Source organism: Ferdinandcohnia sp. GQ5 (assembly GCF_059759275.1).
Map to the genome: position 1 here is coordinate 52,624 of NZ_JCAXEW010000004.1, position 16,525 is coordinate 69,148.

The following is a 16,525-nucleotide window of genomic DNA, read 5'->3' on the forward strand; positions in this document are numbered from 1 at the left end:
CAGGTCCCTTGTCCCAAATGGGATTAGGAATCTGTCACCACGTCCTACACTGGTATTATGTATCTCGGTATTATGCGTCGCGATATATCGTATGACATAATAATAATAATTTAAAAAGTAATTAATGTAAACCATAAAAAAAGGCAATTGCATTCATTTTGTTGCAATCGCACAAGTAATTAAGTATTTTTAGGTTTTGGTAAACAATCTTCTTCAGGCTTGATGTGAACTTGTTTCCAAGGCTCATTTCCGGCTTTTCGAAACTGGGCAATTTCAACATCCGTTCCATTCGTTAATGTAAAAAATAGAATACAATAATCCGCGCCATCCTTACCTTGGAAACAAATCGTTTTAATGTATCCATTTCTCATAGTCGGGTACAAATGTTGAATCATTTTACACCATTCGCCATACTTAATTTCTACAACCGATTCTGCATCGTGGTCCCAGCCATGATATGGCGCACATAAAAAATCTTCTCCAGTTTTACTCATATCCGAAATTCGAAAGCCATCTTTTTCGTGTTCCAACTGGATAAAACCATACGAATAGCCAAAATACTCGACCATCAGATCTTCCCTCAACTCAATCGTTTCAATTTCATAAAAAAATCTGATTGCCCTTTTTCCATCTGGCACCTGACAAAGCTTTAGCAAACTCGTATGCCCAATTCCAGCAAACGAATCTACATATTTTTCATAGCTTAGTTTATCTTGATAGGCTTTGGACAAAAAATTATAGGCAATTGGAAATGGCATCTGACCATTACCAATTGAACCGCAACTCCTTTTTCCTAAACTTGCTGCATCTCGTAAAATACTAAAATAGTTGATAAGAGTATCTTGAGGGGTCCTCGTTAATTCTGGAGGTAACTGGATTTGTTCATGTGTTTTATCATAATATGGATCGAAGAACTTCCAACTGCTAAATCTTAGATTTAAAGCTTTTGAGCAAGACGGCCGAAAATACTTTTGATGATAAGAAGTTATGTCCATTTGATTCCGATTTTGCATATTTATCACCCTGGTTTCAGTTTATGGGCGAGTGTTGGAATAGGTGTATGAACTCTTTTTTCATAATCTTCATCTTCGAAAATAGTACACAAAAGGACAGGTCCCATGTCCCAACTGGGACGAGGGACCTGTCCTTCGCGTACCACTTATACTCCACCATATCTTCTTTTTCGTTGTCGGTATTCTTGTAATGCTTGCAGGAATTCTTCTTCATTGAAATCAGGCCACAGCACATCAGTAAACCAGAATTCTGTATAAGCCAACTGCCAAAGGAGGAAATTACTCAGACGTTTTTCTCCGCCCGTGCGAATCAGAAGGTCTGGTTCTGGCAAATCTGCTGTATACAAGTATTGATTAAACTGCTGTTCATCTAACTCATCCAGGTTTAATTTCTCATCTTTCATATCCACGAGCATGGCTTTCATTGCATGAAGAAGCTCGTTTCTGCTTCCATAGTTGAGAGCAAAATTAAGCAGAAGTCCGTCATTATCTTTTGTGCGTTCAATTGCATACTCAATCGCTTCACGGGTATGGGACGGAAGATTCCCCATATCACCAATCGCCTCGATCCGTACATTGTTGGAAATAAGATCTGGTAGATAAAGCTGGAGAAACTCCTTAGGTAGCCTCAAAATAAATTCTACCTCAGGCTTTGGGCGCTTCCAGTTCTCCGTGGAAAACGTATATAACGTCAAAACCTTCACATCAAATTTAACTGCTGCCTTTACGGTTTTTAAGACGGCCGAAATCCCTTCCTTATGGCCAGCCACTCTAGGCAAGCCCCGCTTCTGAGCCCATCGGCCATTGCCATCCATAATGATCGCAATATGTTCCGGAGTCTGACCTTCACCATAATCGAAGGATTCTTTCGGTTGTTTCTGATTAAAAAAAGGAATTCTCATTGCCATATTTTTAACTCCTTAATAATTAATATTTCCACTGGGACATAGGGACAGGTCCCTCGTCCCATTATTCGTCACTTCGGTATTCTAATATATCCCCCGGCTGACAATCCAAGGCTTTGCAAATCGCTTCTAATGTTGAAAAACGAACCGCTTTTGCCTTTCCATTTTTCAATATGGAGAGGTTAGCCATTGTTATTCCTACTCTTTCAGAAAGCTCAGTTACGCTCATTTTTCTTTTTGCTAGCATTACGTCAATGTTTATAATAATCGCCATTGTTATCACCTCAGACCGTTAAATCATTTTCTGTTTTTATATTGATCGCTTCTTGTAAAAGTTTTTTAAGTAGAGCCGCAAAGACTGCAACCACCATTGAAGCACCAACAATGACCAATCCAAGTAATGCAAGTCCTGGTGCGTCATCCCACTCCGCTATGATAAAGACGAATGGTAAAGCTAATGTATATAAACCACAAATCGTAATAGCACAAGTTCTGATTTTCTTTAAGGCTATTACTGAAAGATCTGAGAAAGCAATGTTTTTGTCGATATAATTTAAAAGCTTAAATGCTTGATACAAGGCAACGTAAAATGGAATTGCCGAAACATACATTATTGTTAAAGTACCAAGTACTATATATCCTAACGTTGCTCCATTTGCTGCTTCTTTAAATGCGACACTTGCAATTTGTGGAAGCCCAAAAATACAGAGAGCCAAAACTGGAATTCCTATTATAATAACTGCCAACCTTAAAAAACGTGTTGAACTTAGTTTCATAACATACACCTCATTTATTTATTGTCAATTTAATTTAACATAGTTTTTATCGTTTTACAATAAAATATTATTGAAAATTATCTTGTTTTTGTTGTTTAAGAGATTTTTTTGTTCCCTTAAGGCATAATAAAAAGCATTTCTGATGAATGAAATGCTTTAAATGTTCGGATACATTGTAAAGACGATCAGGAATTAATCATTCAATCCCTTACCATTTAGAATTTGCTCGATATATTTTTCAATCTTTGATTCTCGAGTTTTTGATTGTTTGGCTTTTGAAAAATAAAGGAGGTATGCTCTTTGTCTCCCAGGCGTCAAAGCTTCAAAGGCTGTTTTTAATACCGGCATTTCTTCGAATTTCGTTTGAAGCTCTTCTGGAACAGAGAAATCTGTTGTCTTTTTTAACTCGACTTCTTTCCCTGATTGCTCCACCTTTATTGCTTCCTGAATATAGGTTTTCAAGATGCTTTCCATTTCAATGATTTCCTGAACTTTGGTAAACCTTATTTGGCGCTGAGCCTGAGAATTCTCTCCGGGTTTGACTAGAATACCATTGGGATCCTTTAACAAAGCACCTTTAAAAAACATCAGTGCACAGTATTCCTTAAAGTTTTGAATAATCACGATATTCCTATCCTGAAACGTATAACAAGGCAATCTCCACTTCAATTCTTCAGTCAAATCGCAGCCAAGATTGATCATTCTCAATTTCTCAAACTCTTCCTTCCACTTCTTTTCCTTATGTAAAAATTCATCAACCTTAGGATTCATTCTACCATTCGTCATCAAAGTACACCTTTCATTTATCAAATTTCGTTTGGTCATTGGTTCCTAATCCCAAATGGGACGAGGAACCTGTCCCTGTGTCCCAGGTCTATTTTATCATTCCCCAAAAATGCATGGCTGCTTTTGAGGTTGGCACATCTTTTAGTTTCATCATCACGGGTTCTAGACTAATATCAAAATTCCCGAACTCGTAAATCTGTAAATGCTGGTAAAATAATGATTTATAATTCATTCTTGGAATGATGGAGATTCCTAACCCACGATTGACAAGTGCGACAACCATGGGAATATCTTTGCATTCAACAACAATATTGGGTTGTACGTCATGGTCTTGAAATGCTTTTAAAATACTTTCATGAAAGGTGTGTCCTTCCATCGCACCTAGCATGATAAAAGGAAGGTGAGCAATTTCCTTAAAGGTAGGTTTTGCCGAGAGCTCACTTGTTAAGCTATTAGGAACAATGAGGATTGCAGGTTCTTTCTTCAGTGTTTTCATTTCAAATTGCTCCGTATGACTCGGTCTGAAAAGTAACGCAAGATCAATTTCTTTTTGTTTTAACTTTGCTAATAAACTTTCCGAGTCCCCTGAAAAAATAGTAAATTTGATTTGAGAAAACTGTTTTCTAAAGTCTTCAATGTAATCAATCAACATATTCGAACAGGCTGATGAGAATCCAATACGTACTGTTCCAGCGGCACCTTCTTCTATTTCATGAATCCTTCTTTTCACTTCTTCCATTTGACTTACTAATTGTTCAGCATATTGATATAACAGCTGGCCTGATTCGGTTAATTCCCATTTCTTACGATAGCGGTGAATTAATATAGTACCTAACTCTGTTTCTAACTTTTTTAGTAATTGACTTAACGGGGGTTGTGCAATGTTTAGTACCTCAGCCGCTTTCGAAATATTCCCTTGTTTTACGATTTCTCTATAATACTGTAGTTGTCGAATATCCATTTTTTTATACTCCATTATATGTAATTATATATGATTTATGAATGAAATATATATTATTAATATATCATTTCACATGATAATATTGAAGTTGGACTATTTTTAAGGAGGACTATATGAATCATATTAATGTGATCATAAAACGACTTAGTTTGTATATTATTGGCTTATTTTTCCTTGCACTTGGTGTTAGTTTTTCTATACAGGCAGACCTTGGTGTTTCACCAGTCTCGTCTTTAGCTTATGCATTTGCGCTTGCTTCAGGGTTATCAGTCGGAATGATGACCATAGTAGCAAATGTTTTATTTATTATGATTCAAGTGGTACTAAGTAAACAATTCAACTTCAAAGAATCAATCGTTCAATTAGTCGTTGCTTTTTTATTTGGCTTCTTTATGGATTTATCCTTATTCCTTGTGCAACTCGTTCCAATGCCTGAGTCGATATTCATGCGATGGGCTTTTTTAATCATTAGTTTATTCGTAGTTGCAATAGGTTTACTTGGTTATTTCACTACGAAATTCCCACTTATGCCTTACGATCAATTAACGTTTGTAATCAGTGAAAAGTTTAAATTAAAAGTCGGTAAAGCTAAAATATCCAGTGACTTAATTAATGTTTGTGTGGCAGGTGTTGTCTGTGTAGTCACCATTCAATCATTAGGTGCAGTTGGGATTGGTACAGTAGTTGCTGCATATTTTATCGGAAAAATATTAGGTTGGATCATGAAGTATTTCCAACTACCCCTGTCTCAATGGATGAATAAAAACAAGGTCAATGAAGTAGTTGAAAAGAAAAATACGAGTCTTTCGTCTTGATAGAAAGATTCGTGTTTTTTTACGTTTCGGTAATATGATGTAACTTACTTTCGACTGAGCATAGTGCTGATGGTATGATTACGGTCTAAGCTTACCTTCACTCTTGCATTCCCCTCCAACTGAGGGAGCGATTATCGAATATATCTTATAAATTAAAAAAGTGTCCTCAAGGACACTTTTAACAAATAATAATTCTCTCTTTATACATATCTCCAAATATACACTCCAACCGCAATTAATGAGAGCAGTATCACGATAGTATAGATAAGGGTTAAGTTGATGCTGTTTCGCTTTGTTTTTTCTCGGTAGTTTGCGTCCCCTTTTCCTGCTATTAACATGGTTCCAATTAATGCTGCGATTCCAAGGATAATGACGATAGTAAACGCCGTATTCACTTTACTGTTTCACCTCGATTATAAAGATGTCTCATTTTCGATCATTGCGTTTTTCGGGAGCTTTTCGCTTGTTTCTTGAACGATGATCACAGCTGCAATCACCATAATAATCCCAACATATTGCCACATTTGCAAAGTTTCTTGAAAGATAAAGAAGCCTATAATGGCTGCAACAACTGGTTCTATCGTTGCAATTATGGATGCCCGGCTTGACTCAATATACTGTAAGCCTTTTGTATATAGGATAAACGCCATCATCGATGATAGAAATCCTAATCCAATGATGTAAATCCAAGCTTTTAGATCCGTAAACAGATTCGCTACCGTCCATATACCGCTGAACGGTGTTACTGCAACAGCAGCAAAAATAAACGTATACACCGTGACAGTAAGTGAATCATATTTTTCAAGGGCAAACTTGCCAAAGATACTATAAAGCGCGTAAAAGAAACCGGATCCGATTCCCACCACTAGACCGAAGGGAGAGATGGTACCTGAAAAGTTTGGAAAGACCCCCACAACAAAGGCACAGCCGACAATAGTTACCACAAGGGCCAAGATTTTTCGAATGGTGAGTTTCTCTTTAAATAAAATTCTAGCAAATATCGTGACAAATGCTGGTGCTGTATATAGGAGAATCGCAGCAACAGAAATCGATGTTTCCTCAATCGCTACAAACATGCACCAGTTAAAAAAGACAATACTTATTATTCCTGTACCGATAAAATATTTACTGTCAGATAACTGAATCTTGAAGGCTATCGGATTTCTTAATAAAGCATATGTAATGAGAAAAATGGAAGCTGCGATTGCTCTCACAGTGACAACCTGAAGTGGCGTAAAGCCAATTGCGTACAGATTGCTTACAAATAAACCAATAATGCCCCATAAAGCCGCACCTGCTGCAATTGAAAGCCCCGCTGTCTTTTTGTTCATTAGCGTTTCCCCCGATGGACGTATTGCCCACATATTACCAGATTTTCTGATTATTGAAAAGAATCTACACCTTTAATCATAGCAAATATCTAAAGAAAAGGAACTCTAGAAATAGTCAATGCTTAGAATAAAAATAATCCTTATTTTCCCCTTTGGGGTTTTGCTTCAAACATAGCCATATCGGCATCTTGCACAAGGACATGTGCTGTAATGCCCTGCTGCACTCATCCCGATGTAATGGATGCCGGCAAATGGTGCAGGCTCTTTTAGCTTACCTTGAGTTAAAAAAAACATATATCATGCACCAATTCAAAAGATTTGGGGCGATGCGGTCACCACCTTAATCTTAGGATGGTTTTATAGAGAAAATACATTCTACAAAACACCATGAAATCTCCAACCAAAAACCAAAAAAGGCTCTTAAATCCCACTCCCATGCAATTTCATTGCATAAAATACTTGTACGCCAATTTTGCAAAGGAGAGATTACGTGGGAGACAAAAGTACATCAAACTCTTCGAATGACCATTCTCATTGTTTTGAACCATTCATTAGCCCTAACCCCATAACATCATCCAATCCGATTCAACGCTTTCCTCAGATAGATAAAACAGCTTTTGTGAGTCAATTTTCCAGTGTCATAGGTGATGTTTCTATTCGAAACAATGTTTATGTAGCACCTAATGTCAGTATACGTGCGGATGAGGGAACTCCGTTTTATATAGGTAGTCATACAAATATTCAGGATGGAGTCATTTTACACGGCTTATTAAATAGAAAGATTTCGGTTGGAAGTAAAAGGTATTCTATCTTCATTGGTAATGAGGTGTCCATTGCTCATGGGGCTCTTGTCCATGGTCCTTGTTTTATTGGAGACAAAGTATTTGTTGGTTTTAATGCCATTGTTTATAATGCAATTGTTGGAAGGGGCTCATTTATTTCATATAATGCAGTAGTAACAAACGGTGTTCGAATACCACCTAATAGGTTCGTCCCACCAGGTGCGAATATTGATTCTCAAGTTAAAGCGAACCAACTTTCACCGGTGCCAGAAGATAGTAAGGAATTTGCACGTGAAGTCCAACGGGTCAATCAGGAATTCCCCGCATCTTATCATTTATTATTTGGAAAAAACCGTTGCTCCTGTGGAATGGCATATGACTAGCTATATATTAACCCTGACATAACTAGCTTCAGATAATGAGAAAGGTGAATTTGAGGATGTTCAAATTCACCTTTCTCTTTTATTCGTGTAAAATCTTCTATTACCTTAGTTGTTGGAAGTGCAATTTTTTATGGTAACTTATTTTATCAGAACTATTCCTTCGTTTTATTTCCGATATGGCTTTTGTCCTAATCTATTCAATTTTAGCCATTCTTCACCTTTGTAGCACTGCCTCTGACAATGAGCTTTGTGTGAATGGTTATTTTTTTACAGACTTCACGCTTGGTTGCAATTTGCTCAAGCAGTAAGTCGACCGCGGATTCGCCCATAATTTCCGTGTACAATTTTACGGTTGTAAGCGGTGGCATCATGTATTGTGCAGAGGACACATCGTTAAAGCCGACGATGCTTAGGTCCTCCGGTATTTTAACACCTAGTTCATAAGCTGCCTTGTAGCAACCGACTGCAATGGAATCATTAGCCACAAACACCGCGGTTGGTTTTTCGTTCTGACTGAGCATTTCCTTAAGGATTTGATAGCCATCCTTTGGATTATAGCCGCCAATTTTGACGAAATCTTCATTAAAAATTCCTTTTTCCTTTAGATAGCATTCAAAGACATCCTGTCGTAAGTCCTTGAACCGATTCCCATACATATCTGTTTCAACGCCACCGATAAATCCTATTTTTTTGTGTCCTAGTTCAACCAGATAATTAAGCGCCGTTTTCGTCGCAGAGGTAAAATCGATGACTACCGCATCAAAACTATCCTTATCTGGATTTGAATCCACAAACACCGATGGCTTATCAAAACTTTTAATCAACTCAATATCTGCTTTTTTAAAGGTTCCAAGGCAGATAATCCCGTCCAATTTTGAAATACTTCGCTTTGTATCGTCCTTTGTAATTCTGAAAAATTCCATTCCCATGCTTTCAAGCTTCTTTTCTAATGCAACCCGAATCGAAAGGTAATAGGTGTCGACCAATTCCTCTTCAAGTGAATAGGAATAGTAAAGCCCCACTACCCCTTTCTTTTTCGTTTTTTTCTTTTTCGGGGTAACGACATAATTTAGTTCCTCTGCCGCTTCGAAAATTCGCTTTCTAGTCTCTGGTGCAACGTTTAACGTTTCATCATAGTTTAACACCCGAGAGACCGTTGCCATGGAAACCTGCGCTAAATCTGCTATATCTTTAATTGTCGCCATATATCATACCCACTTTGTCTTAATACTTCTATTGTAATACATAAAATTCCAATTTCACACTGCTTCTTTGTAGCTTTTTTTCCTTATGAATTTCAGCTTTGTTTCGGAAATGATGATCGCTACAAGGATAATGATGGCTCCGATGATCATTCTTGTGGTTAACACTTCACTTAGAATGATAACGGAGAATACCATGCCCCAGAATGCTTCTGTTGATAAAATGATGGCCGCATTTGTTTCGGTTGTGAATTTCTGTGCGACTGTTTGCAATAAAAACGCGATTGTTGTGGAGAATATCCCTAAGTACAGAACCGCGGATACTCCTTCAAAACTTGCCGCAAAATTCATTTCTCCTTTGAAAAGGACGACGATGAATCCCAAAACCGTGGCAGCCGCCATTTGAATAACCGTTAATAGCACTGGATCTTCATCCTTCACAAACTGTGCCGTATAGAAAATATGGAATGCGAATGCAACCGCACATAATAGAGTTAAGAAATCTCCAAAGTTGATGCCTCCTGAGAGCTGAAGTGATAACACCCCTATACCTGTTATCGCAAGCACTGCGCCTAAGAGCTCAAACTTATCCATTTTTCGTTTAAAGATAAAGAATGCAATAATCGGAACAATGACCACATTTACCGCCGTCAAAAAGGCATTTTTCGATGGTGTGGTATAGACTAACCCGACTGTTTGTAGAGCAAATGCTAAATATAGAAAGATTCCAATAATCGAACCCTTGATTAACGTACTCTTTTTGATATGTTTTAGTTTCTTAAAAAAGACAAGACTCAACAAAATCACACCAATTAGGAAACGGATGGCTAGAATTTGATAAGGTGTATAATGTTCCAGCGACACCGCGCTCGCCACAAACCCGCTTCCCCAAATGATGGCTACGATCGTAAGACCTATTTCCCCAAAATATTTCCGCATGTAAACCTCCACCTATTGGGACGAAGGGACAGGTCCCTCGTCCCATTTTTTTAGATTCGTGGGACAGGGGACCTGTCCCCGTGTCCCATTAATTGAAGAAAGACGCTTGATGTCCATGTGAAGGAGGTATCGACGAGCCCTGTTCCGTTATGAGGGTCGAAGTTTTCTGCCATTCCGCCGACAAGTGTTAGATTTAAGTATTTCTCTCTGATTCTTTCTCCAATTTCACTGTAGCCAAAACTTATTAATGAATCAATAAAAAGATAGGTGACTGGTGCCCAAATTGGTCCGAGCCAGTAGCCATTTTCCTTATAAAATGGGCTTGATGGGATTTCTGTTGCAAATCCATATTTCGTTTCAAAGTTCTCCGTAAGGTCATCCACAAGCTGATCCATTACCTTTTTATCAAGACGATAGCCGATTAATACAGGTAAACGGAGAATCAAGCTTGAGCGAATATCGATCATTTCAGCATCTTTACCAACGCGGCCAAAGAATCCATTTTCGTCGTACAATCTTTCCATTAATAAAGCAAACATTGAATCTGCTCTTTCTGTAAATTGCTTTGCTTCTTCCTGCTCTCCAAGCATGCCTGCAAATTTCGTTAAAATATCATATGTTCTGATTAAAAAGCTAGCAAGGTCTGGTGCTTCAACCGGCATACCGCGATGGAATAATGACGCATTATCCCAGCCGGAATCATTGCCGTGCTTATAATGTGGAAGTCGACCTTCATATGTTCGATATAGGTCAAAATACTTCATAACTTTTTTTGTAGATTCATAAACCTCTCTTAAGCGGTTTTCATCTTTAAAATAATCATTTTCTTCCATGAGTTTTTCATAAACATATGCAAAGATTGGTGGCTTAATACAGTTATAGGATACAAATTTATCATTCACAAAATCAGGGTATGCCCCAGATTCATCCTGTGTATCGATAAAGATTTTTAGTTGGGCATACGCTAGTTCAGGATACTTAGCACCTAGATTTAGCGCATTGAAACAATTGTCCCAGGACCAAATATTGTACATCCACAACTTTGACATATACATGGCATAATCTTTTAATTGGCCATCTGGGTGAACGACACTTGACCAAGTGATATACGCAGCACGGTCGATAGAAGCTTGATAGACTTCATTTTTCTCCGTTATATTTCCGAGCCACTCTTGATAGAGTTTCTCGACCTTTTCTTTCCCCGCTTCAAAGCTTGCATATTCCTTTGGTTTAAAAACAGTACGATAGCTCTCAATCACAAAATGGCCATTACGCATGCGAATGTCGATAAAGTCATTTCCGATAACATTCCATGGTGCTTCAACTGACATTTCTCCGGTGAGCTTGCTGATCATCAGCTTTAGTTCCTTCGGATAGATATGGTATTCATACATGCCATCCTCATATTCATGCAAGGTATCGTATTTCACTTTGCTTGCCTGCAATCGTACTTCTACTCCACTAACTTTCATATGGAGCTCATCCTCTTCAGGAATGATGATTTCCGCATATTTCTCCAAGTCATCTATTAGATGAAAACGCAAGGACGTTTCTGTTGCTAGAATCTCAAATTCTTTTTCAACACCATCCTGCAAAAGATCGAATTTAAAAAGTTTTGAAGGGGCGTCATCCCCACCATGAACATCGCGTATATAAATTTCTTTAGAATCCTTTTCCTGTGACACGCAAAAATAAGAACCAAATCTAGAAAAAGGAATTTCTCTAATATCTAAATTCATCTATCATTCTCCTTTATGGAAGAAGCAGGGTTTCCCCTGCTCTCTTAACGTGCTGTGAAAAATTTACTTTCTTCTACTAGGCTATCCTTTTCAATCTTTCTTATTTCAAATTGAAGGCGGAAGTCCTCAATCACTGTTCGATATGGAGGTAACTGCTCTTCACCACAGCTATTGCTTCCAACACCACTTTGTTTGTAATCAATGGTCAATACATTAAATGGTGACTTCTGAATATTACTTCGGTGTTTCGCCTCTTCAAGTGCACTAGTTTCATAATCATGAATCGTAAAGTCATACTCTTCTTTAAAATTAATCAGGTACTTGTGATCACCTTTTGCCAGAGCTAGGAAAGAGGTATCACATCTTGATCCATTCTCCTGTGGATACACATAATCAGTGTGCATATCTTCTACAGTCTTGTTGTAAAGGCCAATTGGTTGACTACGTTTCGTATCCTGATAGGATTCAGAATCCCCACGGCCATACCAAGTAACCTCGCTGTAATCTTGGTTAAGATGCATAGTTACACCGATTCGTGGCAGCATTTCTGGAATTTCTATGCCGCGTAGAACTTTTTCACCTTTTAAGTCAACATTTAGCACACCATTTTTCGTGATACGGTAATTGTATGTTAAATGGAAACCCCATGCTTGGTTTACAGTTGATACGTACTTCGTGATGACGACGTCCACATGGTCTTCAGACACCTCATAAGTGACTTCGCCGAGCTGTTCTTTTGTGTTTTTAAGGAAGTACTTGTTAATCCAGTCATCCTTTTTATACATATCATTGTCAATAATCGCTCTCCAAAGCGTTACCTCAGGACCTTTATTAATAATCTCTTCCCCTTCAGATTCAAAGGATTCAAGTGTGCCATACACATTTGAGAAAACAGCCTTGAACATATCATTTTCGATTTTAAGCTGAGCTGCTTCGTCTTCAATGACAAAATCAGACCCGATTGAAGCGACAGTTATTACACCTTTTTCAAGTTTCGTAGATTCTAGTAAAAAACTTTCTTTTGTAATCTCGTGTCCTTTTTCTGCATAGAGCGTATCTTCCGCCTCTCGATAGCTTAGATAGATACGAACATCGTCATATTGAGCAGCTTTTGCAACATCGATTGGCAACGTAATTTCTGCTACTTCATGAGCCTGGATACTCGGTAGCTTGATTTCTTTTTCCTCGATAAGTGTGCCGAAAGATTTCACTTCAATATGAACCACGATACCACTAATGTTTTTAAAATCGTATAGATTCTTCACACGGATTTTGCCTTCTGTTAAGTTAACTTCCTCCGTCACGATTGGCTCGATGACCTTTTTATATTCAATTAGTCCTGGTGATGGCGTTCTGTCTGGGTAGACAAGTCCGTCAATACAGAAGTTTCCGTTTGTCGGGAAGTCACCGTAATCGCCGCCATATAAATAGTAAGTTTCACCATTTTCATTCGTCGTTTCGATTCCATGGTCACACCATTCCCAAATAAATCCACCTTGTAATCGAGGATACTTTCGCATTAACTGTTGGTACTCTGTTAATCCACCAGGGCCATTCCCCATTGCATGTCCATACTCACATAATATATGAGGCTTCTTACCTTCTGCATTTTTACCGATTTCTTCGAGTGGTTTTAAGCGAGTATACATAGTTGTGTAAACATCACTATAAGCTGCAACTCTGTCACCCTCATAATGGACGAGTCTAGTAGGATCGATTGCCTTGATTGCGTTGTACATCGCTGTGAAGTTGCGTCCAGCCCCTGACTCATTTCCTAATGACCACATCACAATACTTGGGTGGTTGCGGTCTCTTTTTACCATGCGAACTGCACGGTCTACATATTGTTTTTGCCATAATTCATTATCGGAAATCCAGTTGTAATTACCCGTGTTTTCGAAGCCATGGCACTCAAGGTCCGCTTCATCTATTACGTATAATCCGTACTCATCACATAAATCATAAAATACATCATTATTTGGATAGTGGGCTGAACGAACAGCATTAATATTATACTGCTTCATCATTTTAATATCCTGAAGCATATCCTCATAACTTACCGTTCTACCTGTCTTCGGATGTGAATCATGACGGTTCACTCCGTTAAAGAAAATGCGCTTTCCATTGACACGAATTTCATTGTCGATGACCTCAATTGAACGGAAACCAATGCGAAGCGGCACAATTTCCTTATGACCGTTCGGTAAACAATATTCAAAAACGAGATGATAAAGATTAGGCTCCTCTGCATTCCATAAATGCGGCTTATCTATCAATCTACTAATCTCGAATTTTCCATCAGCCACTTCAATTTCAAACTGATCCACTTTCTCATTTTGGTGATAAAGAGTCGCAAATAAACCTTTTACATTGCTTGTTAAAAATTCTCCACCGATTTTCAAGGTGAAATTTTCATAGTTTTCATCAGGCAGTGTTTCCACAATAACATCCTGAAGCGTATTTTTGTTAATTTTAAAAAGCTCTACACTTCTAAAAATTCCTGACAGCCACCACATGTCCTGGTCTTCTAAATATGTGCCGTCAGAGAACTGATAGACTCTTACTGTTAAGCGGTTAGTTCCTTGTTTTACATATTCCGTAATGTCAAATTCAGACGGTACTCTGGAAACCTTGCTGTAACCGACATGCTGTCCGTTCACATATAAGTCGAATGCAGAGTCAACCCCATTGAATTTTATAATAAGTGCTTCGTCGTCTGCTAAATCTGAAACCATTAACTCCCTAAAATAGATCCCAGTAGGGTTTTCCTGTGGTACAAATGGTGGGTTGATAGCAAATGGGTATAAAACATCTGTGTAATGCATGTTTCCGTAACCCTTGATTTGCCAACTGGATGGTACTTCGATATCATCTAAACCTTCGATAGCAAAGTCCTCTGCCTCGAACCCCTTTGGTGAAAGCTCCGGCGCATCAACAAATAAAAACTTCCACTCGCCATCAAGTAATGAATATCCAATACTATTTTCTTTGTTGAACGTTTTTGCGTTCTCTTTCGTTTCATATCTATAAAAATCCGTATGTGCAGGGAGTCTGTTAATCCCCGTCAGATGGATATTCTCCCATCTTTTCATCTCTCGTCGCATTTTATCTTCCTCCGCATAACTCTATGTTGATCTTACTTAATTGATCCGCTGATTCCCTCGACAATATACTTTTGGGCAAATAGGAACACGAGAACTGGTGGAATAATCATGACTAACGTAATAGACATAATTGGTAGAATTTGAAGGTCATGAATTCCTTTAAATGCCGCAAGCCCAAGTGCTAATGTATATTTTGATTGATCCTGAAGGTAAATTAATGGACCTAAGTAGTCGTTCCATACTAATAAAATATTTAATACGGCGATTAGGATAAGTGGTGCTTTCATAATCGGTAAGAATATTTTAAAGAAAATCTGGAATTCGTTTGCACCATCAATTCTCGCTGCATTTTCAAGATCTTTCGGTATGTTCATTAAGAATTGTCTTAATAAAAAGATGTAATACGCTGATCCAAAAAACGCCGGGACAATTAATGGTTTTAAGGTGTTAATCCATCCAAATAAATTGAATTCCATGTATAACGGAATCATCGTTACATCCCATGGAATCATCATCGTCGCTAGCAACAAGATGAAAAGTCCATTCTTATATTTGAAGTCGTATCTTGCAAATCCGTAGGCAACTAGAGAGCAAGAAATTAATTGACCTAGCGTAGTCATTACAGTGACGATGACTGAGTTTTTTAAATAGGTTCCAAACGGTTGACTGTTCCATGCATCAATAAAGTTTCCCCACTGTGGCACTTCCGGGAAAATCTTTGGAGGGAAGCTAAACACTTCTGCCTCTGTTTTTAACGCAGAAAGGATTACCCACACAAATGGTAATAAGAAGTAAAGTGAAAATAACCCAAGAAGGCTGTACATTATGATTTTATATTTCTTTGACATCTTCATTTTTTCTTCTTCCCTTCTTTTTTCACTTCATTTTCGTAAAATACCCATGTGGATGATGATTTAAAGATTAACATTGTTAAGATTAAGATGACGATGAACATAAACCATGCGTTTGCACTTGCATATCCTAGTTCATGGTGTTTGAAGGCGTTGTTATACACGTATAGTCCATAGAAATATGTTGATTTTAACGGACCTCCACCTGTTAAAAGTAAGACTAGCGCCAATTGTTGTAGTGCGGCGATTACCGATGTAATCACATTGAATAAAATAGTTGGTGTGATACTTGGGATCGTGATACTGAAAAACTGACGAAACGGACCCGCACCATCAATTGCTGCTGCTTCATATAACTCTGGCGGGATTCCTTTAATGTCTGTATAAAAAATAAGCATCATTGTTCCGACACCCCAGGCACTGGCAATGACGATTGTCAAGATAGCCCATTTCGGATCGACTAGCCATTTTGGCCCTTCAATGCCTATTAATGAAAGCAAGTAGTTTAAAATTCCATATTCAGAGTTGAAAATCCAGCCCCAAATAATTGAAATCGCAACTCCAGATACAACCGCAGGTAAATAGAAAATGGTGCGGAAAATTTTCATTCCTTTTAATGGTTGAGTAATGAGGAGTGCTAAGGTTAGGGCAATAACTAAGTTTAATGGCACAAAAATCGCGGCAAATTTAAATGTAATGACTAAAGATTTATAGAATTGTGGATCGTCCGTGAACATCGTTTTATAGTTGTCGATTCCCACAAAGCTTGGTGCACTTGTAATTGGCCAATCAAAAAAGCTCATGATTAATGAGAAAGCTAATGGACCAAGGGTGAACACCAAAAATCCAATTATCCAAGGTGAGATAAATAAATAGGGTACTTTCCTACTTACTAGCTGATAGCTATTCGCTTTCTTTGTTTTATTTGACATAAGATG

At 38.0% G+C, this 16,525-nt stretch carries 17 protein-coding genes; 2 read left to right on the forward strand and 15 right to left on the reverse strand.

Translation table 11 applies throughout. The annotated features are described in order from the left end of the window. Positions 1-179: 179 nt before the first annotated feature. The 6 genes from AC6CHV_RS06280 to AC6CHV_RS06305 form a co-directional block, all read right to left on the reverse strand. A complete protein-coding gene (locus AC6CHV_RS06280) occupies positions 180-1,013 on the reverse strand; it encodes a hypothetical protein (protein ID WP_498078342.1) in 834 nt (277 codons plus the stop codon). Positions 1,014-1,159: 146 nt separating this feature from the next. Next, positions 1,160-1,921 carry an undecaprenyl pyrophosphate synthase gene (gene uppS / locus AC6CHV_RS06285; RefSeq protein WP_498078343.1) on the reverse strand — a complete coding sequence of 254 codons (762 nt, stop codon included), beginning with the start codon at positions 1,919-1,921 and terminating at the stop codon, positions 1,160-1,162. Positions 1,922-1,982: 61 nt separating this feature from the next. Beyond that, the gene (locus tag AC6CHV_RS06290) at positions 1,983-2,192 is read right to left on the reverse strand and encodes a helix-turn-helix domain-containing protein (protein WP_010676789.1); all 210 of its coding nucleotides are present in this window, start codon (positions 2,190-2,192) and stop codon (positions 1,983-1,985) included. Between the two features lie 10 nt (positions 2,193-2,202). After that, the gene (locus tag AC6CHV_RS06295; protein WP_341330128.1) at positions 2,203-2,694 is read right to left on the reverse strand and encodes a DUF2975 domain-containing protein; all 492 of its coding nucleotides are present in this window, start codon (positions 2,692-2,694) and stop codon (positions 2,203-2,205) included. 192 nt (positions 2,695-2,886) lie between these two features. Next, on the reverse strand, positions 2,887-3,480 hold the full coding sequence (locus AC6CHV_RS06300) for a DUF1801 domain-containing protein (RefSeq protein WP_498078344.1): 594 nt from the start codon (positions 3,478-3,480) through the stop codon (positions 2,887-2,889). 88 nt (positions 3,481-3,568) lie between these two features. Then, positions 3,569-4,441, reverse strand: coding sequence for a LysR family transcriptional regulator (locus AC6CHV_RS06305; protein WP_341330126.1), 873 nt, complete (start codon positions 4,439-4,441; stop codon positions 3,569-3,571). A 113-nt stretch (positions 4,442-4,554) separates the two neighbouring features. Here AC6CHV_RS06305 and AC6CHV_RS06310 point away from each other — a divergent pair, with 113 nt between their 5' ends. Beyond that, positions 4,555-5,256: a DUF6198 family protein gene (locus AC6CHV_RS06310; RefSeq protein WP_498078345.1), complete on the forward strand. Its 702-nt coding sequence runs from the start codon at positions 4,555-4,557 to the stop codon at positions 5,254-5,256. A gap of 200 nt (positions 5,257-5,456) precedes the next feature. Here the strand turns inward: AC6CHV_RS06310 and AC6CHV_RS06315 are convergent, their stop codons facing one another. The 3 genes from AC6CHV_RS06315 to AC6CHV_RS06325 form a co-directional block, all read right to left on the reverse strand. Next, positions 5,457-5,651, reverse strand: coding sequence for a hypothetical protein (locus AC6CHV_RS06315; RefSeq protein ID WP_121449059.1), 195 nt, complete (start codon positions 5,649-5,651; stop codon positions 5,457-5,459). 18 nt (positions 5,652-5,669) lie between these two features. After that, complete coding sequence (locus tag AC6CHV_RS06320; protein WP_341330125.1) at positions 5,670-6,587, reverse strand: DMT family transporter; 918 nt, start codon at positions 6,585-6,587, stop codon at positions 5,670-5,672. Positions 6,588-6,752: 165 nt separating this feature from the next. Next, entirely contained in the window at positions 6,753-6,881 is a 129-nt protein-coding gene (locus tag AC6CHV_RS06325; RefSeq protein ID WP_440272851.1) for a hypothetical protein, read from the reverse strand. A 196-nt stretch (positions 6,882-7,077) separates the two neighbouring features. On the opposite strand from AC6CHV_RS06325, the gene AC6CHV_RS06330 reads away from it, so the two are divergent. After that, complete coding sequence (locus AC6CHV_RS06330) at positions 7,078-7,752, forward strand: LbetaH domain-containing protein (protein WP_498078346.1); 675 nt, start codon at positions 7,078-7,080, stop codon at positions 7,750-7,752. Between the two features lie 203 nt (positions 7,753-7,955). Here the strand turns inward: AC6CHV_RS06330 and AC6CHV_RS06335 are convergent, their stop codons facing one another. The 6 genes from AC6CHV_RS06335 to AC6CHV_RS06360 are packed head-to-tail and all read right to left on the reverse strand — an operon-like array spanning position 7,956 to position 16,519. Next, a complete protein-coding gene (locus AC6CHV_RS06335) occupies positions 7,956-8,957 on the reverse strand; it encodes a substrate-binding domain-containing protein (RefSeq protein WP_498078347.1) in 1,002 nt (333 codons plus the stop codon). A 54-nt stretch (positions 8,958-9,011) separates the two neighbouring features. Continuing rightward, positions 9,012-9,893: an EamA family transporter gene (locus AC6CHV_RS06340; RefSeq protein WP_498078348.1), complete on the reverse strand. Its 882-nt coding sequence runs from the start codon at positions 9,891-9,893 to the stop codon at positions 9,012-9,014. A 50-nt stretch (positions 9,894-9,943) separates the two neighbouring features. Then, positions 9,944-11,632 carry an MGH1-like glycoside hydrolase domain-containing protein gene (locus tag AC6CHV_RS06345; RefSeq protein WP_498078349.1) on the reverse strand — a complete coding sequence of 563 codons (1,689 nt, stop codon included), beginning with the start codon at positions 11,630-11,632 and terminating at the stop codon, positions 9,944-9,946. 44 nt (positions 11,633-11,676) lie between these two features. Further along, positions 11,677-14,736 (reverse strand): glycoside hydrolase family 2 TIM barrel-domain containing protein, encoded by a 3,060-nt coding sequence (locus AC6CHV_RS06350; RefSeq protein WP_498078350.1) that lies wholly within the window; start codon positions 14,734-14,736, stop codon positions 11,677-11,679. 32 nt (positions 14,737-14,768) lie between these two features. Then, a complete protein-coding gene (locus tag AC6CHV_RS06355) occupies positions 14,769-15,590 on the reverse strand; it encodes a carbohydrate ABC transporter permease (protein ID WP_121449066.1) in 822 nt (273 codons plus the stop codon). Next, a complete protein-coding gene (locus AC6CHV_RS06360; RefSeq protein ID WP_121449067.1) occupies positions 15,587-16,519 on the reverse strand; it encodes an ABC transporter permease subunit in 933 nt (310 codons plus the stop codon). The genes AC6CHV_RS06355 and AC6CHV_RS06360 overlap by 4 nt, the downstream gene beginning before the upstream one ends. Positions 16,520-16,525 lie beyond the last annotated feature (6 nt).